Origin of the sequence: Streptomyces sp. NPDC020845, from assembly GCF_044334165.1 — a bacterium.
GTDB lineage: Bacteria > Actinomycetota > Actinomycetes > Streptomycetales > Streptomycetaceae > Streptomyces.
The window spans coordinates 1,043,615-1,063,134 of record NZ_JBIRSJ010000001.1 but is presented as its reverse complement, the minus strand read 5'-3'; the positions used below and the strand labels follow the sequence as shown (position 1 = coordinate 1,063,134).

Here is a 19,520-nt window from a genome sequence, read left to right as displayed (position 1 = left end):
ACCCCGAAATTCGATTTCGACAAGGAAGCCTGGTCATCCGATTTAGCCGGGGGATGTCGCGGGTTCCGGAGACGAATAAGCGCCTCTTTACACAGCTCACCAGCCATAAACGTCCGCCGCGGCTACGGGTGGACACATCTCCAAAAGTCGCACAGAGCGCACCATGCGGCACCACCCCCACCACTTTCCGCATAACGACCCACCATGACCACGACTCTACCCCCAACGACCCGGTCGAGGGCCAATAAGTATGCGGGGTTCGGTGTAAAAATTCCCAGGCAGTCACACCTTGCCAACGGGCGATCACCCGGTGAATGCTGAGGCGGGCAAGAACTTGAAAGTTTCATGACCGCTCTTTTTCGGCCATGGAGGCCCCAACGGGATGCCGTAGTTCCGCTTTTCCAGGATTTTCACTCGAAGCCGCTGCCAGACCTTGCCATGCGGCCTCTGGGTATGGAAGGCGCATTACCCATGATGAAAAACGGCAAGTTATTTCGCCTAAGACGACTGTCGTTGGCGGGTGACGACAAACACCTGCTCGTCCCACTCGACCACAGCGTGTCGGACGGCCCGATCGTCCCCGCCGACCAGTGGGCCGATCTGCTGCGGGCGCTGGTGGCCGGCGGGGCGGACGGGATCGTCGTCCACAAGGGACGCGCCCGTGCCCTCGCACCGGACATCCTCAAGAGCTGCGCCCTGGTGGTGCACTTGAGCGCCAGTACCGCCTGCTCCGCCGATGTCAACGCCAAGGTGCTGGTCGGCGATGTCGAGGAGGCGTTGCGGCTCGGTGCGGACGCGGTCAGCGTGCATGTGAACATCGGGTCGGACACGGAAGCACAGCAGCTCGCCGATCTGGGGGCGGTGGCCCGCTCCTGCGATGCGTGGGGCATGCCGCTGATCGCGATGGTCTACCCCCGGGGCCCGCGGATCGAGAACCCGCACGATCCCGCCCTGCTCTCGCATCTGGCCAATGTCGCCGCGGATCTGGGCGCCGACATGGTGAAGACCTCCGTCGCCCTGCCGCTCGACCGGATGGCCGAGGTGGTGGCCAACAGCCCCATCCCCATCCTGGCGGCCGGAGGCCCGCCGGACGGCTCCGACCTCATCGAATACGGCACCGCCGTCATGGCCTCCGGCTGTCGGGGGCTGGCCATCGGCCGCCGGGTCTTCACCTCCCCCTCACCCGCCGCGCTGGTGTCCCGGCTCTCCGCGGTCGTACACGGCGGCAGTGGCAGCGGCGGTGACGGCACCGAACCGGCAACGCGTCCCGACGGACGGACCGATGACATGGCCCATTACTCGACGATGGTGGCAGGTATCGCATGAGGTTTGCATGGATCGATCTGCGTGAAGTCCCGGGGCCACAGCTCCAAGCGGTGGTGGACGCGGCCGTCCACACCCGGATGGCCGGGGTGCTGGCCACCGATGCCGAGCTGCTTGCGACGCTGCCCCCGACCGTCACCCGGGTGCTGATCCCCGGGGATCCGGCCACGGACACCGCGAAGAAGCCCGGCGCCAAGGAGACGAAGGAAACCAAGGGGGATTCCAAGGAGGCGAAGGCCACCATCGCATACCCGGCCACCACCACATCCCCGGCCGGCACCGGATGGGACGTCCTGCTGCGGACGTTCACCACTCAGGACGAGCTCGACGGCCTCGCCGCGGACAACCGCGCCGCCAGTGGCACACCCACCGCGGGCTTCATCGACGTACGCGACGACCGCACCCTGCGGCTGTCGTGCGCGGGCGCCATGGCACTGCCGTACACCGTCATCCACTTCGCCGACCCGACCAAGATCCCGCTGGAGATCGTGCTCGCCGCGGCCGAGTCCGCCGAGGGCAAGCTGCTCACCACCGTCGCCGACCTGGAAGAGGCGGCCATCGTCTTCGATGTGCTGGAGCGCGGCTCGGACGGCATCCTGTACCCGCCCCGCACCGCCGACGAGGTGTTCGCGCTGGCCCGGCTGCTGGAGGCCACCACACCGCAGTTGGAGCTGGCCACGCTGACCGTGGAGAGCATCCAGCACGTCGGGCTCGGCGACCGGGTCTGTGTGGACACCTGCTCGCACTTCGAGGAGGACGAGGGCATCCTCGTCGGCTCGTACTCCTCCGGGTTCATCCTCTGCTGCAGTGAAACCCATCCGCTGCCGTACATGCCGACCCGGCCGTTCCGGGTCAACGCCGGCGCCCTGCACTCGTACACGCTCGGGCCCGAGAACCGCACCAGCTATCTGAGCGAGGTGGGCTCCGGCCACGCCCTGCTGGCGGTCGGCGCCGACGGCCGCACCCGGCGGGTCGTGGTCGGCCGCGCCAAGCTGGAGTCCCGGCCGCTGCTGGAGATCCGCGCCCACGCCGAGGACGGGCAGTTGGTCAGCCTGACCGTGCAGGACGACTGGCATGTACGGGTGCTCGGCCCGGGCGGGAAGGTCCTCAACGTCACCGAGCTGCGGACCGGCGATGAACTGCTCGGCTATCTGGCCACGGACAAGCGCCATGTGGGCCTGCCGATCGGCGAGTTCTGCAAGGAATTCTGATGGACACCACAGGCATGGCACCCGTGATCCAGAGGCTGTTCGACGGGCGGAATGACAACCTCGCCTATCTGACGCATAAGCAGCTGACCATCTCACGGGGTGAGTTACGGGAGCGGGTGGCCAAGCAGGCCGAGGTGTTCGCCGGATACGGCATCGGTCCGGGCAGCGCCGTGGGCCTGCGGACGCCGCCCAGTTTCACCCAGGTCGAGGTGTTGCTCACACTGTGGCGGCTCGGTGCCCAGGTGATGCTCTTCGACTTCCGGCTCAAACCGGCCGAAGTGGAAGCTCTCTGCGCCTCCTGCCGACCGCAGTTCATGGTCCGGGCCGGTTCCAACGTCCAGGGGGCATCCGGCTTCCGGCCCGAGTACGAGATCGTCACCGAGTGCCGAAGAACCGGCCGACCAGCCACCACCGGGCACCGGCTGGTCCAGTTCAGCTCGGGCTCCACCGGACGGCCGAAGGTGATCGGCAGGACCGCCCGGTCGATCGAGGCCGAAGTGGACCGGTTCGCCTCGATCCGCGGTATGCCCGGCGAGGGCGACCGACTGCTGCTGCTCAGTTCGACGGCGCACAGTTTCGGTCTGATCGGCGGGCTGCTGCACTCGCTGGCGGCCGGTGTCTCCGTGGTCTTCGCGCCCCGGGTCTCGGCCCGCGACATCCTGCGGACGGCGGTCGACCACCGGATCACCGCCCTGTTCGGGGTGCCGATGCACTACGAACTGCTCGCTGCCGCCATCGATCCCCCCGAACTGCCCGAGCTGCGGGTCGCGGTGTCGGGCGGCGAGATGATGCCCCCCGAGGTCGCGGCACGGTTCACCGAACGGTACGGCGTACCGGTCGGCGAGTCCTACGGGACCACGGAGAGCGGTGTGGTCGCCATGGACGTCAGCGGCGCGCTGCGGCCGTCGGTCGGCCGGACCGTACCGGGTGTGGTGGTCCGTGAGCACGGGGGCGAACTCGACGTCGCGCTCGAGGACTCGCCGTATCTCTTCGACTCGGGCGGCGCCCAGTTCGCGGACGGCTGGCTGCACACCAGGGACCGGGCCACGGTGGACGGCACCGGGGCGGTCCAGGTGCGCGGCCGCGCCGACTCCCTCGTCGTGATCGGCGGCCTCAAAGTGGATCTCACCGAGGTCGAGAATGTGCTCCGCGGGCACCCGGGGGTCGAGCAGGCGGTTCTGGTCCACGAGGGCGTGACCGAGGCCTATGTCGCGCTGACCGCCGGTGACGACCGCCCGTCCGCCGAGGAGCTGCTGCGCTGGTGCCGGGAGCGGCTTGCCGACTACAAGCTGCCGCGGGTGATCCGGCTGCTGGACACCCTGCCCCGCACGTCCAACGGGAAGCTGGTGCGCCAGGCCGCCACGCTGCAGGCGGCCGCGACGGTCGGAGGGTAGCCGGCCGGGGCTGTTCACACCTTCGTACAACTTTTCTTTCACGTGAGGATTTCATTCATGGACACGCCAACGCTGGAGGGCGAGATCCGCGAGTTCGTCCTGGCCACGGTCATCGACGAGATGAGCCTCCTGACGAGCCGCGACGGCATCACAGACGAGAGCCCGGTGACCGTCGAGGGGCTTGAGCTCGACTCGCTGAGCCTGATCGAGCTCACCCTGCGGCTGGAGTCGCGGTTCGGCGTAGAGATCCCGGACGCCGACATCGAGCCGCTGGCCTCCCTGAACCTCGGCCAACTCGTCGCCGAGGTCGCCCGACGCGGTGCGAAGGCATGAGCGCGGGAGACACAGCGAGCGACGGCGGTCTTGCCCTGTCCCCCATCACCACCGACACCGTCCGGGAGCTGCTGTCGGACCGCAGGGTCTTCCCGGCGGTGCCCGCCGAGCTCGACGAGGACGCCGAACTGGTACTGGACTCCCTCGGGTTGGTGTGGCTGCTTCATGTGGTGGAGGAGCGCTACGGCCTGGTCGTGGAACCCAGCGACGAGGACGTCGTCGGGCTGACCTCGCTGCGGCGGCTCACCGCGTATCTGCGCGCCGCACAGACGGACCGGCCCCAGGAGAGGGCGGCAGAGGGCGGCCGCGATGACCGGTGAGGTGACGGTGACCGGTTTCGGTGTGCGCACCGCGTTCGGCACCGGCGCCGAGGCCCTACGGCGCGGGGTGTTCGCGGGAGTCCCCTCGTTCCGCGCCACCACGAGGTTCGACACCGGCCCGTACCGTACGCCGATGGCGGGCGTCGCCCCGGACGGACCCGACGCGGTCGAGGACTGGGCGCTGCGCCATGCGCTCGCGCAGTGCGGCACGGAAGCCGTCGACATGGCGGGCCTCCGGCCGGGTACGCAGGCGGCGGTGCTGCTCGGCGTCGCCGGCGACTGCACCAGCATCACCCGCCACTGGCGAACCGCCGCCGGCGCCACGCCCGGGCGCCGGCAGGACGTGGAAGCGGCCCCACACACCGCGGCCGGGGCGGCGGAGCGGGCCGCCGACGCCGTGCCCGCGCACCTCGCCGAACTGCTGGCCGCGCGGCTCGCGCTGGCCGGGCCACGGCTCACCTTCACCAACGCCTGTGTCGCCTCCGCCGCGGCGATCATCCATGCCTGCCGGCTGATCTCCTCGGGCCGGATCGACGCGGCGGTCTGCGCGGGTGGATACCTGGTGGAGGAGGAGACCTTCGCCAAGTTCGACTCCGGGCGGGCGCTGTCCCGCGACGGCGCGGTGCGCCCGTTCAGTGCCGACCGCAGTGGACTGCTGCTGGGCGACGGGGTGGCGGCCGTCGTGCTGGAGTCCGCCGAACACGCCCGGCGCCGCGGTGCCCGGCCGCTGGCCACCGTGGTGGGCTGGGGCGCGGCCACGGACACCCACCACATCGCCCAACCGCATCCGGAGGGTGTCGGGCTGGCACGCGCGGCACGGCAGGCGATGCGGCGCGCCGGGGACCCGGACGGGGCGGGCCTCGGCTATGTCAACGCCCATGGGACCGGCACCAAGTACAACGACGGGGCGGAGACCCGCGGACTGCGGACCGCCTTCCCCGAGCGGGCCGAGGCCATACCCATCAGCTCCACCAAGAGCACCACCGGCCATCTCCTGGAGGCCGCGGGCGTGGTGGAGTTCGTGATCACGATGCTGGCCCTGCTGGACGGCGTACTGCCGCCGACCGCCGGGTTCACCCGCTCGGCCCCGGAGTGCGACCTGGACTATGTGCCGAACCAGCCGCGTACGGCCGATCTGCGCCGGGCCCTCACCGTCAACGCCGCCTTCGGGGGCGCCAACACCGCACTCGTGCTGGAGCGGCCGTGAAGACCGAGAAGACGGTACTCCGCTCTCCCTTGGGCATCCTCGCCACCGCCACCGCGACGCTCGGCACCGGGCGGGACGACGACCTCCCGCTGCCGCGGCTGCCCGGTTTCGTGGAGTCGTCGTTCAGCCCGCTGGCGTACGAGGTCAGCCGGCAGTGCCTCACCGAACGGCCCGGGGACGGCTCACGTACCGCCGTGGCGCTGGCCAGTCTGATGGGCGACACCACCACCGCGGATCTGGCCAGTCGGCGGATGGTCTCCGGGCAGGTGCACAATCCGCTGCTGTTCATGCAGGCCACCGCCAACTCCGTACTGGGCTATACGAGCCGGGAGTTCGGGATCACCGGGCAGACGTTCAGCCTCTCCACCCTTGACGATCCGGTGACCGAGCTGCTGGCCATGGCGGATCTGCTGCTGGAGGACCCGGAGCTGGACCGGGTCCTGGTGCTGGGTGTCGAGCTGGGCGGCGGAGAACGCCGTGAGGAGGGGGTCCCCCCGGCCGATGGCTGGGCAAGGGTGGCCGCCGCGTACCGGGAACTGGCCGTCGACAGCGGCCGCCCCGTCCCGCCCCTGTCGACGCCCGCCGGGCTGGCTGCGGCGGTGCTGCTCGGCCGGCCGGGCGCCGAGGCACCGGTCTCGCTCCGGTCGGCCGAGGCGTACGACGCCGACCACGCCACCCACGGCGAGGCAGTCGGCACCGAGGCCCCCGGGCATCCCGGAAACATCGTGGGCCTGTTCGACCTGGCCGCCGCCCACCGGCGGCTGCTGCGGGACAGCGGCAGTCACCTCCTGGTGACGGAGCCGGGCGCGCGGGGCGGCCGCACCGCGTTCCGGCTCACCGCCGACACGGAAACTCCCCAGAGCGCGCCGACGGACGCGCACGCCGTAAGGGACGACAGGGAGACCCATGCTCATCACTAGGCAGGAGCGGGCGCGGATCTGCTCCGACACCGAGCTCGGTGCCGGCAATGTCCTGCACCGCCTGAAGGCGTACGGCCGCCCACTCGACGAGCCCGTGCTGTGGACGGACGGCAGCTGGCAGGCACCGGACGGCAGCCGCCCCGAGACGCTGACGCTCGGTCAGCTGGACGAGGCGGTCGAGACCTACGCGGGCTGGTACGCCGCCCAGGGCGTGCGGCCCCGCGATCCGGTCGCCGTGCACACCGCCTCCAGCACCGAGTTCGCGGTGAACTTCCTGGCGCTGACGTCCCTCGGCGCCATCCCGTCGTTCGTCAACGGCAATCTGCCCCCGGAGATCGCCCAGGAGTACGTACGCGGACAGGGCGCGGTGGGCGCCTTCACCGACCACGACCACCATGCCGTGCTGTCCGGGTCCGGGCTGGGTTTCTGCGTGACCGCCGCCGAGATCCGGCCGACCCACCGCGAGTTGCTGCCCCGGTCCTACCCGTACCGGCACGACCCGACCGACCCGGTGATCATCTCCCACTCCTCGGGCACCACCGGGATGCCCAAGGGCGTGCCGCACACCCACCGGACGCTGATGTACGCACAGGTGCACCGGCTCCGCTACTCCACCGGCGCCGATATGGAGCGCACGCTGGTGGGGCTGCCGGGCGCGCACAACGCCGCGGTGGCGACGCTGCTGTACTGCCTGCTGCTGCGCGCGCACATCAAACTGCTCTCCAGCCAGCGCGGCGCCGATGTGCTGGACGCCATCGAGAAGTTCCGGCCAAGTACGGTGCTGGCCTTCGCGGCGACCTTCGGCGAGATGGCCGCGGCCGACCTGGGGGCCCGGGACCTGTCCAGTGTGCAGGTCTGGTTCAACACCGGGGACGCCGCGCACGAGGCGCATATCCGGGCCCTGGTCCAGCACGGCCGCCATGAGCGGATCGGCAGGGACCTGCGCCGTACCCGGGTCGAGGGCTCGGTCTTCGTCGACGGGCTCGGCTCGTCGGAAGCCGGCTACTCGGTCTTCCACAACCGGCACACCAAGGACACCTCGGCCTACTCGCGCTGCGTCGGCAAGCCGATCAGCTTCGCCCAGGCCGCCGTGCTCGGCGAGGACGGCACCCCGCTGCCGCCCGGGCAGGTCGGCCGCCTGGGGCTGAAGTCGCCCACGCTCACCCCGGGGTACTGGAACGACTCGCTGACCTTCCACCGGCTGCGGCTGGGCGGCTACTGGCTCACCGGGGACCTCGCCTACCAGGACGAGGAAGGCAACTTCTACCACCTCGACCGTGCCCCGGACGCCATCCGCACCCGGAACGGAATCCTGTTCAGCACCCGTACCGAGGAGTTGCTGCTGCGGGAGCTGCCCGAGCTGGCCGACTGCACGCTCGTCGGGGTCGCCCCGAAGGGGGTACGGGCGGACTGGGACGGCGACGGAGAGGCCGAGGCGTACGCGCTGCTCCAGCTCGCGGACGACAGCGACGGCGACGACGGCAGCGACGGCGACCGCGATGAGACGTGGACCGGACGGGTCAACACCGCCCTCGCCGATGCCGGATTCCCCCCGGTGACGCGGGCCCTGCGGATGAAGCCCGACGACGTGGCAAAGGGCGCCACGGGCAAGGTTCTCAAACGAGTGATACGCGACAGGTTCGCGGCCAAGGAGCACATATGAGTACGGGTGAAGACGGGGTCAACCACCGCGCCCGGACACTGGAGGCATACCGGCTGTGGTGGCAGCACGACGCCAACTGGTATCAGGGGGTGGCCAAGCGGTTCGGACAGCAGGTCGCGAACGAGATCAACGCCGAGGCGATGCGCAAGATCGCCCTCAAGGTCGGGCAGCAGGTCGCCCGGTGGAGCGGCGCGCTGCCCGACAGCGGTGACGGCGCCAAGGACCTGGAGGAGCTGCGCCGCCGGTACGACGAGTGCGGCGACCGGATGTTCCCGCGAGAGCTGCGCAACGCCTCCACCGAGGTGGCCGGGGACGATCTGATCGTGCTCACGCTGCGGCGGAACTTCGCCATCACCATGGTGCGGATGGCCGGTTCGCTGGAGGGCTACCAGTGCCCGTGCACCGACGTCCACGCGGGCTGGTCCGAAGGGCTCGGCGTGCCCCTGTCGGAGAACCGGGCCACGAGTTGTCTGCGGGAGGGCGATGCGGCGTGCCACCTGCTGATGCGGGTGGGCACACCCCTTTCTCCCGGTGCGGAGGGCTGACCGTTGCGGATACTTGTCGCCGGGGCGACCGGAGTGATCGGACACCCGCTGGTGGGCGCGCTGCGGGCGCGGGGCCACCAGGTGAGCGCGCTGGTACGGGAGGAGTCCCGGGCGAAGGCCCTGAACGAAGACGCCGACACGGTCGTGGTCGCCGACGCCCTTGACCAACAGGCCCTGCTGTCGGCGGTCTCGGCCGCCAGGCCCGAGGTGGTCGTCCACCAGATGACGGCGCTGCGGCTGTTACGCGACGACCCCGCGGAGGCCTTCGCGCTGACCGCGCGGCTGCGTACCGAGGGCACCGCCCATCTGGTCGCGGCGGCCCGCGCGGTCGGGGCCCGGCGGCTGGTCGCGCAGAGCATCGCGTTCGCCGCCGCGCCGGCCGGGGATCCGGTCCTCGACGAGGACGCGCCGCTGTACGTGGACGCCCCCGACCCCGGCTGGGCGGCGACCGTACGGGCCGTCGCCGAGCTGGAACGGCTGGTCCTGGACAGCCCCGACCTCGCGGGCGTGGTGCTGCGGTACGGCACGCTGTACGGCGCCGGAACCGCGTACGCCCGTACCGGCGGGACCGGACAGGCGGTGCTGGCCGGCCGGCTCCCGCTCCCCGAGGGCGCGTCCGGGATCACCTCGTTCCTGCATGTGGAAGACGCGGTGGCGGCCACCGTCGCCGCCGTCGAGTCGGACGCCACCGGCGTCTTCCATGTGACGGACGACGAGCCGGCCCCGGCCGCGCAGTGGCTTCCGGCCTACGCCCGAGCGCTGGGCGGCCCGCCGCCACGCACGATCCCGGCCGCGCTCGCGCCCCGGCTGCTCGGCTGGTTCATCACCCATCAGCTCACCGCGGCGCGCGGGGCGGCGGGCGGCCGGGCGCGTACGGCGCTGGGCTGGAAGCCGCTGCGGCCGAGCTGGCGCGACGGGCTGGGCGCGGAATGACCAGAGCCGCCCCGTCCCGGTCGTGGGCCGTCGTCCTGGTCGTGATCTGCGCCCAGATGCTGATCTGGCTGGACACCTCGATCCTCAATGTCGCCGTCACCACCCTGGCCGATCCGGACCGGGGCCTGGGCGCGACCCCCGCCGAACTGGAGTGGGTGGCGAGCGCCTACACCCTGGTCTTCGCCGGCACCCTCTTCGCGGGCGGCGCGCTGGCCGACCGCTTCGGTCCCCGTACCACCCTGCTCGCCGGTCTGGCGCTGTTCGGCGCCGCCTCCGGTGCCGGTGCGTTCGCCGGAAGTCCGGCCTGGCTCATCGTGGCGCGCGGCTTCATGGGCGCCGGCAGTGCGCTGCTGATGCCCGCGACACTGGCGATCATCGTACGGAGCACCCCGGCGGAGAAGCGCACCCGTGCGATCGCGATCTGGAGCTCGTCCAGCGGCCTCGGCGTGGCCGTCGGCCCGGTCGCCGGCGGGGCGCTGCTCAGCCACTTCTGGTGGGGGTCGGTGTTCCTGGTCAATGTGCCGATTGTCGCCCTGTGTCTGGCCGGAGTGGTGGCCGTCGTTCCCGAACTGGGCGGCGCACGGCGGCAGGTGCTCGATCTGCCGGGTCTTGCCCTGTCGGTGCTCGGTCTCGGTGGCCTGGTCTACGGGGTCATCGAGCTGGGCAACGGGGAGACCTGGTACGGGCCGCACGTCCTGCTTCCGCTGCTGCTGGGCGGCGCGCTGCTGGCCGCCTTCGTAGCCGGTCAGCGCAGATCCCCGGCGCCCAGCCTGGATGTGCGGCTCTTCCGGCAGCCCGGGTTCACGGCCGGGAGCGTGGTGCTGCTGCTCGCGTTCATGGCGCTGGCCGGCCATCTGTTCTACGCGGCCTTCTATCTCCAGGGGCCCTTGGGGCTCTCCCCCGCGCGCGCCGGAACCGTGATGATCGCCGCCGCGGTCGGCATCGTCCTGGGCAGTCAGGCGTCCCCGGCGATGAGCCGGCGGCTGTCGGCCCGGTGGACGGTCGCGGCCGGAATACTGATCACCGCGGCCACGTACCTCGCCTATCTGTGGTTCGACGAGCGGACCCCGGTCCCGACCATCGCCGCACTGCTGCTGGTGCAGGGATTCGGCATGGGCCTGATCGGCACACCGGTCACCGCCGTGATGATGAGCGCGGTGCCACAGCATCTCGCGGGCGCCGGATCCGCCGTCAACAGCGTTACGCGGCAGGTGGGCGGGACACTCGGGGTGGCGATGGCCGGCTCGGTCCTCTCCGGGGTGTACCGGGAGCGGATGGCCGATGCCACGCTGCCCGGCGGTCCGCGGGGGCTGCCGCCCGGTCCCGAGGAGCAGGCCCGGACCTCGGCCGAGGCGGCACGCTCGCTGGCGCATTCCTTACGGCTGCCGCAACTGGCGGAGACGGCCGACCGCGCCTTCCTGGACGCGATGTACGCGGCCACGCTCTGGACCGCCGCACTGGCCCTCGTCGGGTTCGCCGTGAGTGTCGTGGGGCTGCGTTTCCGGGAAGCGGGGCCGAAGGACCTCCAGGAAGAGCCGGAAGAACCACGGGAGGCGCGGGACGGGCAGGTGGAAACCGCGTAGTGGCCACACGGCAGGGATGGGCCGGGGCGTCAGGGCTGGCGGCCAGCGACTTGCCGTCCGGGCTGAACGCCAGGGAGTACGCGTTCGAACCTTGGAGCCTGACGCTCGTCACAGACCCGCAGGGCCGCGCAGCCGGCGGACATGGCGGCGCTCCCGGAGGAGCACGCGCGCGATGGCCTGCGCGGGTGGACGGGCGGGGGCGTGGAGCAGGGCGGGGCCCTTGGCGGTGGCCGCGATGGCGGTCAGGTCCTCGATTTCGATCACGGCACGGAACAGTGGGCGGCCCTCGGCCGGTGCGAGATCGACCAGGCTCCGGCTCGCGGCCAGGCTCTGACGGGCCTGGCCGAGGAGGCGTTCGAGAAGGCTCCGGGTTCCGGGAGTGTCCCGGGCACTCTCCAGATCGGCGCGGGTGACACCGTGGGCGGCGAGCGTGCTGCGCACGAGGTTGAGGCGCCCCTCGGAGAGGTCTTCGGACAGGTCGTTGGCGAAGTCGAGGCGCTGACTGCCGTCGATATACGTACGGCACGCCTCGCGGTAGCCCGACGGAGGGTCATCCCCGGCGATCAGACCCGCGATCAGCATGAACGCGGGCAGCGCGTACTGGTCGACGTAGCGCTGATAGTCCGCTTCGGTGGCGAAGCCGGTGAACTCCAGCTCTGTGGCCGCCGCGTCGAGGAAGTCCTCGACGCGGGCGCGGAAGTCGGGGTGGGCGGAGACGGTGTACAGCAGCGGCCGGATGGCCGGGTGATCGCTTTCACCGGCGGCCAGGCCCTCGCGGACTTCCTTCTCCCACCGTGCGTAGGCCGCGGGGCGCTCGGCCTCGGGGCCGCTGTCGAGGAGGTTGTCGGTGTGGTGCATAAAGGCGATCGCCGTGATCAGATGCGGCAGCAGCGGCCGGGGCAGAAGCATGCGCGCCGCGAGATAGGAACTGCGTCGGTATCTCGCGACCAGTTTCCGCTGGCGCGCGTAGTCGTCACGCAACGTCCGATCGCTGATCCCCGCGGCATCAAGCGCCCTGCCCCATACGCCCATGGCCGACCCTCCCGGTCCCTCGAGTCCACGCGCGGTTCCTTTATACGTCCAGCCGGTAGCGGTCTCGGGCCATGTGTGGGAGGAGTGGGTACGCGCCGGGGAGCGGTCCGGCTGGATGAGGGAGAGCGGTGGGATCCGTGAGTGAGCGGGACATCGGGGGCTTGCGGCCCGCGGGACTGGGCGAGGCGATACGCGCCACCGCCGGGGATATCGCCGTGCTGTTGCGCGGCGCGGCCGACACGGGGGCGCCGGTGCCCGGGTCGCGGTGGTCGGTCGGGGAGGTGGCGGCACATCTGGCGCAGGCCAATGAGCTGATGGCGGACGTCGCGGCCGGGAAGTCGCGCCCGTACGGCGATGGCACGCCGGGCGGGCTGGCCGAGGCCAACGAGGTCGCGCTCGCGGCGTTCACCGAGCGCGGCGCCGGGCCGCTGGCAGCCATGATCGTGGCGCAGGCCGACGCGTTCCTCGAGGTGGCGGCCAGGCAGCCCGCGGCGCACGGCGAACTGGTCAGCCCCATGGGCCCGATGAGCATGGACGTACTGGGGTCGTATCTGCTGACGCATATGCTCGGCCACGGTTATGACCTCGCCCGTGCGCTGGGCCGTCCGCATATGGTCAGCCGTGCCCGAGCCGAACTGTGCCTGCCGTTCCTGATGGTGGCGATGGACCGGGTCGTCAGCCCCGCCGCCGCCGGGCACACGGCCCGCTACGCACTCCGCCTCGGGGGCGGCGCGCGCTTCGGCGCCACGTTCGCCGACGGCGCGGTGGCCGTCGATCCACGGCCGCCGGGCCGCCCGGACTGCACGATCCTCATGGAGCCGGTCGCCTTTCTCCTGGTGGCGCTGGGCCGCCTCGGCCCATGGGGCGCCCTCGCCTGGGGACGCGTCCTGGCCTGGGGCCGCAAGCCCTGGCTGGCCCCGCGCTTTCCCGCTCTCTTCACCCCGCCCTGATCCGGCGCGATCCTGTCTGCGGGCCCGAGGACCCGCAGCGCCACGCCGACGGTCGCCGGATCACCGAACCGCACCCCACCTCCGCCGCGCCCGGGACGACCTGCGCGGCTGCGCACGGCGTACGGTCGGCACCTACCACCACTTGGATGAAGAGGACGAGCAGGGCCGGGAACTGGCAGCCGAAGTGGTGCGGGCGGCGGAACGCACGCTCGCCGTGCAGGGGTCCGACAACCTGGTGGCCTTTTCGCGCGCGTGTGCGCTGCACTGGCTGGGCGAGCATGAGGCCGCGGCGGATGCCTATCGGGACGTACTGCGCATCGATCCCTATGACCACATCGCGAAGGCCCGCATAGAACACCTGGAGGACGTCGAGCTCCCCGAGCCGCCGGGCGGACTCATCACCCACCATCCGCACGGCTTCCATCTGCTGGAGATGACCCATCTCATCGGGCACAGCGGTAGCACCAAGGGCTGGGTCTGGCTGCTCAGCGATCCGTCCTCCGTCCGCGGCGCGGCGGAGGGCTGTCTCGAGACATGGCTGGCCGGCCTCGACCACAGCCTGGACCACGAGTGCGGCATATGGACCCATGTCCGCGGCAGCGCCGACAAGGGATTCGAGTTGCGCGAGGCGATTCACCGGACGGCCGAGGGGCGGCCGTTCATCGACTGGTCACAGGTGCCCCTGCCCGATCTGGGGCACGATCCTCTGCCGGCCGGCCAGCCGATCCGCTGGCAGGGGCAGCTGCACTTCTTCGGCGGAACCGAACACGACGACTCCTGACCACGCCCGGGCGCGTGCCGCGGGCACGCAGGCGCCGGCGCCCCGGCCTCGGCATGAGTCGGGGCGCCGGACCGGGCCTGGATCAGCACATCTTGTAGTCGTAGCGAGTGCTGTTGTACGGACACGAATCACGGAAGGCACCGGACGGCTTCCGCAAGGTCACGGTGTCCTTGTCGTTGTTCCACACGTAATTTCCGCGCCCCCAGTAGACATGACCGGCGCTCTGGGTGCCCTTACCGGTGTGAATCGTCACCGTCTTCCCCGCACCAATCTTGTACGAGGGGAAGGTGAAGGTGTAGCCGGTGTTGTCCCGGACCGTATAGCCCTTGAGCTGAACGGCGGCACCCGTGGTGTTCCGGATCTGTACGTACTCGGCGTTCAGGCTCGGGTTGGAGCGGGTGTCGCTTCCGGGGCTGTCGTAATAGACCTTGTACAGGTGGATCGAGCCCGCGGCCTGCGCCTGGGTGGGCAGCAGGGCGATGCCGGCTGCGGCCGCGGTGGCTATGACGGCGGCGAGAGTGCGGGTGGGCAACAAGAAACGTCCTCCCCTATGGCCGGGCACCCCCCTGGTCCCGGCGAGGACGCTCACACTACGGGCGGACCGACATGAAGGGGGCAGCGTTACCGAACTGGGATACTGGGGGTGAATGACGAGGAACGTCAGCCGCGGGGGCGAACGGGGGCAGGGGCGCGGTGTCTACGACGGGGCTTGTTTTGCGGCCCGCCACTCCGGGGCCAGGACCGACCAGATCTCGATGTCGTGGCGCTTGCCCCGGTACAGGAAGTTCCCGCGCAGCACGCCGTCCTGCGTCATCCCCAGGCGCTGGGCCACGGCGACGCTGGCCCTGTTCCCTGTCGCGGCCCGCCACTCCACGCGGTGGACGCCCCGCTCCTCGATGGCCCAGTCGATGATCACGCGCGCGGCTCGGGTCACCAGCCCCTTGCCGACCGCCGACGGCTCCAGCCAGCAGCCCGCCTCGGCGGTGCCCTGTGCCAGGTCCATCGTCCTGAAGAGGACTCCGCCGACCAGTTCCCCGTTCGCCCAGATGCCGTAGATCCGCCCGGCGTCGGCCGCGGTCTTCTCCGCGTAGGCCTGGAGATACGCACGGCTCGACGCCAGGTCCGTTACACGGTCGGCCAGCCCGATGAACTGCCCGATCAGCTCCCGTCCTCGGTCCATATGGGCCAGGAACTCCTCGGCCCGCCAGGGCTCGAGCGGGCGCAGCTCCGCACCGTCGTCGCCCAGGGATATCGCGTACATGGTCACCTCCACGTCAAAGCCGGCGCACACGGCGAAAAGGATCTTCTCACGACCACATCAGGGCCCACGGGCCCGTACGGCATTCGAGCCCGCCGGGTCCTCAGTACCGCTGAGGACCCGGCATCCGACATGGCGAAACGATCCGGCGGCGCCGCTCAGTGAGGGGTCTTCGACATCGACACCGATGACTTCACCCCGGCCCCCGGAACGGCCTCCGGGGTACGGGGGCCTGGAAGCGGAATCTGGCCCGGCTGCTGCAGGACGACGGTGCGCACCGGCAGGGGGATCTCGATGCCCTCGGCCCGGTAGCGCTGGTGGAGCCGCTTGAGGAATTCATGTTTGATCAGGAACTGGTCGCTGAATTCCTGGACACGCAGGATGACCGAGAAGTCGATACCGGCTTCCCCGAAGGTGTGGAACCGGACGGCAGGTTCATGGTCCGGGACGCCGCCGGACACCTCGGCCATCACCTCTTCGGCGACGTCGAGGCTCACCCGCTCGACCTGTTCGAGGTCGCTGTCGTAGTCGACCCTCGCCTGGATCATGATCGACATCTGCTCTTCGGGCTGATTGTAATTGGTGGTGATGGCTCCGGCGAGCTTGGCGTTCGGGATGATCACCAGGTTGTCCGGGAGCTGACGCACCGTGGTGTTACGCCAGTTGATGTCGACGACGTAACCCTCCTCACCGCTGCCGAGCCGGATGTAGTGGCCGGGCTGCACCGTCTTGGAGGCGAGGATGTGGACGCCCGCGAAGAGGTTGGCCAGCGTGTCCTGGAGCGCCAGGGCGACCGCGAGGCCGCCCACGCCGAGCGCGGTGAGCAGCGGGGCGATCGAGATGCCGAGCGTTTCCAGCAGGATGAGGACACCCATCGCCAGCACCGCGATGCGGGTGATGTTGACGAAAATGGTGGCGCTGCCCGCCACTCCCGACCGCGACAGCGCCTGGTTGCGCACCAGATCGGCGACCACGCGGGCCACGGCGATGGTGGTGGCCAGGATGAGCACGGCGGTCATCACCTGGTGGACGCTGTCGTCGATGGCCCTGGTCAGTGGCAGGGCCGCGGCCGCCCCGGACACACCCGCGACGAGGGACGCCCAGGGGGCGATGGTACGCAGCGCGTCGACGATGATGTCGTCGCCGGTCCACCGGGTCCGGCGCGCCCGCTCCCCCAGCCAGCGCAGCGCCATACGGGACAACAGGACCATCGCCAGGCCCCCGGCCAACGCGGCGCAGACGACGATGAGGTCGTGCAGGGTGAGCGCGCGGGTCACCGGCCGCTCCCCGTACGCCGCGAAGCGTGCCGCGATGTGCGGCAGCTCCGGCCGCACAGGGCGGTGGGCCGCGGTCCGGGTGCGCGCTCGCGGCGGGGTCTACCGGGGAGTTCGGAGTGCTGTCTTGTCACCGTGTCACCTGCTCGTGCCTGGGATGTCGGGCTGCGCCGAGGCTGTTGTGCCGGGCCCTGACGCGGTCTGCCATCCTGCCTCATGCCTCCCGCGCGGACGGCACCAACCAGCCAGGGGCCCGCCGAGGCCACGACGTGGCCGCACGCGTCAGGCGTCCGCGTGGGTCATACGCCGGACCACGCTGGCGGGCCGACCGGTGGCGTCCTGACGGGTCCTCGTCTGCCACAGCCACCTGATGTCGCGTGCGAAGGACCAGATGAGCAGCGCCAGCGCCACCAGCACCACCGCGAGCGACGCCACGTGCGGTAGGAGCTCGGAGGCGGCCACCAGCAGGGCGATTCCCTGGAGCGCGGCCACCGCCTTGCGGGCGGTGTTCACTGGCAGTGGCTCGTTCAGCCAGGGCAGGCCGCGGGCGGCCGCGACGAAGGCGTAGCGCATGGCGCCGATGGTGAGCACCCACGGGCCCAGCGAGGTGGCCACGTAGACGCTGAGCACCAGGATGAGGAAGGCGTCGACCTCCATGTCGAAGCGTGCCCCCAGGGGGGACGCCGTTCCGGTGCGCCGGGCGACCTTGCCGTCGACGGCGTCGAGGATCAGCGCCACCGTGGTGAGGGCGACGAGGGCCGGGACGCGGGGCGGGCTCTGGAAGGAGTCGGCGACCAGCGCGGTCACACCCCCCACCAGCGTGGCGCGGGCCAGGGTGACGCGGTTGGCGGCGCCGAAGGACCTGAGCCAGGAGCGGCACACGGCGCGCGTCAGCACGGCCCAGGTGGCGAACGCGAACGCCAGGCCCGTCAGCCAGCCGGCGGGCCCCAGGCCGAGCGCGGTGCCCAGAAGTGTCAGCAGGAGTATCTGTGCGACCGCTCCCACCGCCGTCTCCTGCCGCAACAGCGTCGTGTCGTATGTGTTGTTCAGGGCAGCCACCGTGCACCCTCCGGCTGTTGTGGCGGAGTCGTTGAGTGCCGCGTACCGTGTTCGCGGCTTGGTAATGGTCAGTACGTACGTGACGGGCAAAGTGTTCAGCCCGTTGTCAGGCCCGATCTTTCTGGAGGACGTCGATGGAGCGCGTCGCCCGCGCCTTCTGGCTCCGCTCACCCGGCCACGGCGAGGTACGGGAGGTCCCGCTGCCGGTGCCCGGCACCGACGACGTCGTGGTGCGCGCCCTGTTCTCCGGGGTGAGCCGGGGGACGGAGACCCTGGTCTTCCGCGGCGGGGTGCCGGAGAGCCAGTACGCCACGATGCGGGCCCCGTTCCAGGAGGGCGAGTTCCCCGGTCCGGTCAAGTACGGCTATCTCAACGTCGGCGTGGTGGAGGAGGGCCCGGCCGCGCTGCTGGGCCGTACGGTCTTCAGCCTGTATCCACACCAGACGCGGTTTGTCGTCCCGGCGAGCGCCGTCACCCCGGTGCCGGAGACCGTGCCGGCGGCGCGGGCCGTGCTGGCCGGGACGGTGGAGACGGCGGTGAACGCCCTGTGGGACGCGGCGCCGTTGATCGGCGACCGGATCGCGGTGATCGGGGCCGGGATGGTCGGCGCGAGCGTGGCCGCCGTGCTCGCCCGGTTTCCGGCCGTACGCGTCCAGCTGGTCGACGCGAACCCCGCGCGCGCCGGGGTCGCGGAGGCCCTGGGCGTCGACTTCGCGCTCCCCGAGGAGGCCGCGGGCGACTGTGATCTCGTCGTCCACGCCAGCGCCACCGAGGCCGGGCTCGCGCGCGCCCTCGAACTCCTCGCGCCGGAGGGGACGGTCCTGGAGCTGAGCTGGTACGGCGACCGGCGGGTCAGCCTGCCGCTGGGCGAGGCTTTCCACTCCCGCCGTCTGGTCGTGCGCAGCAGCCAGGTGGGGACGGTGTCCCCGGCCCGGGGCTCGCGCCGCACCTTCGCCGACCGGCTGGCGCTGGCGCTGGAGCTGCTGGCCGACCCCGCTCTCGACGCGCTGGTGACCGGGGAGTGCGCCTTCGAGGAGCTGCCGGAGGTGCTGCCCCGCCTCGCGTCCGGGGAGCTGCCGGGGTTGTGCCACCGTGTGCGGTACGGGTCGGCCTGAGCGGTCCGACATCGGCCTGAGCGGTCCGAAGAGTCGGTTGAGCGGTCCGAACGGTCCGAAGAGCGGTCTGAACGCTCGCAGCAGTCAGGATAATCCGGCAGGATCCGGCACAATCCAGCGCGGCTCTGAACCAGGTCGACGGGTGGGCCGTACTACATGACGTGGCCCGGTCGAGGGCCGCAAGCAGCCGTGCCGTACCTGGAGGGTCGTTCGTTGTTCAGCATCACCGTTCGTGATCACCTGATGATCGCTCACAGCTTCCGCGGAGAGGTCTTCGGGCCCGCGCAGCGCCTGCACGGGGCGACGTTCCTGGTGGACGCCACCTTCCGGCGCGCCGAACTGGACGCCGACAACATCGTGGTCGACATCGGCCTCGCCACCCAGCAGCTGAATGCGGTCGTCGGCGAGCTGAACTACCGCAACCTCGACGAGGACCCCGCCTTCGCGGGCATCAACACCAGTACGGAGTTCCTGGCCAAGGTCATCGCCGACCGCCTCGCCGACCGGGTGGCCGCCGGGGAGCTGGGCGAGGGTGCACGGGGGCTTTCGGGGCTGACGGTCACGCTGCACGAGTCGCATATCGCCTGGGCGAGTTACGAGCGGGATCTGTGAGAGCGCG

At 70.9% G+C, this 19,520-nt stretch carries 20 protein-coding genes; 15 read left to right on the top strand and 5 right to left on the bottom strand.

What is annotated here, in order from left to right; all coding sequences use genetic code 11:
• Positions 1-471: 471 nt before the first annotated feature.
• The 11 genes from ACH4U7_RS03810 to ACH4U7_RS03760 are packed head-to-tail and all read left to right on the top strand — an operon-like array spanning position 472 to position 11,432.
• Positions 472-1,326 (top strand): 2-amino-3,7-dideoxy-D-threo-hept-6-ulosonate synthase, encoded by an 855-nt coding sequence (locus tag ACH4U7_RS03810; protein WP_398526397.1) that lies wholly within the window; start codon positions 472-474, stop codon positions 1,324-1,326.
• Positions 1,323-2,534: a 3-dehydroquinate synthase II family protein gene (locus ACH4U7_RS03805; RefSeq protein WP_398526396.1), complete on the top strand. Its 1,212-nt coding sequence runs from the start codon at positions 1,323-1,325 to the stop codon at positions 2,532-2,534. Before ACH4U7_RS03810 ends, ACH4U7_RS03805 begins: the two co-directional genes overlap by 4 nt.
• Positions 2,534-3,928, top strand: a complete 1,395-nt coding sequence (locus ACH4U7_RS03800; RefSeq protein ID WP_398526395.1) for a class I adenylate-forming enzyme family protein — start codon at positions 2,534-2,536, stop codon at positions 3,926-3,928. Before ACH4U7_RS03805 ends, ACH4U7_RS03800 begins: the two co-directional genes overlap by 1 nt.
• Positions 3,929-3,985: 57 nt before the next feature.
• Positions 3,986-4,261 carry an acyl carrier protein gene (locus tag ACH4U7_RS03795; RefSeq protein WP_014174207.1) on the top strand — a complete coding sequence of 92 codons (276 nt, stop codon included), beginning with the start codon at positions 3,986-3,988 and terminating at the stop codon, positions 4,259-4,261.
• Positions 4,258-4,581, top strand: coding sequence for an acyl carrier protein (locus ACH4U7_RS03790; protein WP_398526394.1), 324 nt, complete (start codon positions 4,258-4,260; stop codon positions 4,579-4,581). The genes ACH4U7_RS03795 and ACH4U7_RS03790 overlap by 4 nt, the downstream gene beginning before the upstream one ends.
• Positions 4,571-5,788: a beta-ketoacyl-[acyl-carrier-protein] synthase family protein gene (locus ACH4U7_RS03785; RefSeq protein WP_398526393.1), complete on the top strand. Its 1,218-nt coding sequence runs from the start codon at positions 4,571-4,573 to the stop codon at positions 5,786-5,788. Before ACH4U7_RS03790 ends, ACH4U7_RS03785 begins: the two co-directional genes overlap by 11 nt.
• Entirely contained in the window at positions 5,785-6,708 is a 924-nt protein-coding gene (locus ACH4U7_RS03780) for a hypothetical protein (RefSeq protein ID WP_398526392.1), read from the top strand. The genes ACH4U7_RS03785 and ACH4U7_RS03780 overlap by 4 nt, the downstream gene beginning before the upstream one ends.
• The gene (locus tag ACH4U7_RS03775; RefSeq protein WP_398526391.1) at positions 6,695-8,371 is read left to right on the top strand and encodes a class I adenylate-forming enzyme family protein; all 1,677 of its coding nucleotides are present in this window, start codon (positions 6,695-6,697) and stop codon (positions 8,369-8,371) included. The genes ACH4U7_RS03780 and ACH4U7_RS03775 overlap by 14 nt, the downstream gene beginning before the upstream one ends.
• Positions 8,368-8,916 (top strand): hypothetical protein, encoded by a 549-nt coding sequence (locus ACH4U7_RS03770; RefSeq protein ID WP_398526390.1) that lies wholly within the window; start codon positions 8,368-8,370, stop codon positions 8,914-8,916. The genes ACH4U7_RS03775 and ACH4U7_RS03770 overlap by 4 nt, the downstream gene beginning before the upstream one ends.
• A gap of 3 nt (positions 8,917-8,919) precedes the next feature.
• Positions 8,920-9,849, top strand: coding sequence for an NAD-dependent epimerase/dehydratase family protein (locus tag ACH4U7_RS03765; protein ID WP_398526389.1), 930 nt, complete (start codon positions 8,920-8,922; stop codon positions 9,847-9,849).
• On the top strand, positions 9,846-11,432 hold the full coding sequence (locus tag ACH4U7_RS03760; protein ID WP_398526388.1) for an MFS transporter: 1,587 nt from the start codon (positions 9,846-9,848) through the stop codon (positions 11,430-11,432). The genes ACH4U7_RS03765 and ACH4U7_RS03760 overlap by 4 nt, the downstream gene beginning before the upstream one ends.
• 108 nt (positions 11,433-11,540) lie before the next feature.
• Here ACH4U7_RS03760 and ACH4U7_RS03755 read toward each other — a convergent pair whose 3' ends face one another.
• Positions 11,541-12,464, bottom strand: coding sequence for a phytoene/squalene synthase family protein (locus ACH4U7_RS03755; protein WP_398526387.1), 924 nt, complete (start codon positions 12,462-12,464; stop codon positions 11,541-11,543).
• A gap of 128 nt (positions 12,465-12,592) precedes the next feature.
• Here ACH4U7_RS03755 and ACH4U7_RS03750 point away from each other — a divergent pair, with 128 nt between their 5' ends.
• Positions 12,593-13,414 (top strand): maleylpyruvate isomerase family mycothiol-dependent enzyme, encoded by an 822-nt coding sequence (locus ACH4U7_RS03750; protein WP_398526386.1) that lies wholly within the window; start codon positions 12,593-12,595, stop codon positions 13,412-13,414.
• A 142-nt stretch (positions 13,415-13,556) separates the two neighbouring features.
• A complete protein-coding gene (locus ACH4U7_RS03745) occupies positions 13,557-14,195 on the top strand; it encodes a hypothetical protein (RefSeq protein ID WP_398526385.1) in 639 nt (212 codons plus the stop codon).
• Between the two features lie 82 nt (positions 14,196-14,277).
• Here the strand turns inward: ACH4U7_RS03745 and ACH4U7_RS03740 are convergent, their stop codons facing one another.
• The 4 genes from ACH4U7_RS03740 to ACH4U7_RS03725 form a co-directional block, all read right to left on the bottom strand.
• A complete protein-coding gene (locus ACH4U7_RS03740; protein ID WP_398526384.1) occupies positions 14,278-14,727 on the bottom strand; it encodes a lamin tail domain-containing protein in 450 nt (149 codons plus the stop codon).
• Between the two features lie 165 nt (positions 14,728-14,892).
• Entirely contained in the window at positions 14,893-15,456 is a 564-nt protein-coding gene (locus ACH4U7_RS03735) for a GNAT family N-acetyltransferase (RefSeq protein ID WP_398526383.1), read from the bottom strand.
• Positions 15,457-15,611: 155 nt separating this feature from the next.
• A complete protein-coding gene (locus tag ACH4U7_RS03730; RefSeq protein ID WP_398526382.1) occupies positions 15,612-16,730 on the bottom strand; it encodes a mechanosensitive ion channel family protein in 1,119 nt (372 codons plus the stop codon).
• A 279-nt stretch (positions 16,731-17,009) separates the two neighbouring features.
• Positions 17,010-17,786 (bottom strand): CDP-alcohol phosphatidyltransferase family protein, encoded by a 777-nt coding sequence (locus tag ACH4U7_RS03725; RefSeq protein ID WP_398526381.1) that lies wholly within the window; start codon positions 17,784-17,786, stop codon positions 17,010-17,012.
• A 134-nt stretch (positions 17,787-17,920) separates the two neighbouring features.
• On the opposite strand from ACH4U7_RS03725, the gene ACH4U7_RS03720 reads away from it, so the two are divergent.
• Both ACH4U7_RS03720 and ACH4U7_RS03715 read left to right on the top strand, forming a co-directional pair.
• Complete coding sequence (locus ACH4U7_RS03720; RefSeq protein ID WP_398526380.1) at positions 17,921-18,901, top strand: zinc-binding alcohol dehydrogenase; 981 nt, start codon at positions 17,921-17,923, stop codon at positions 18,899-18,901.
• Between the two features lie 213 nt (positions 18,902-19,114).
• Positions 19,115-19,513, top strand: coding sequence for a 6-pyruvoyl trahydropterin synthase family protein (locus ACH4U7_RS03715; RefSeq protein ID WP_398526379.1), 399 nt, complete (start codon positions 19,115-19,117; stop codon positions 19,511-19,513).
• The last annotated feature ends 7 nt before the right edge of the window (positions 19,514-19,520 follow it).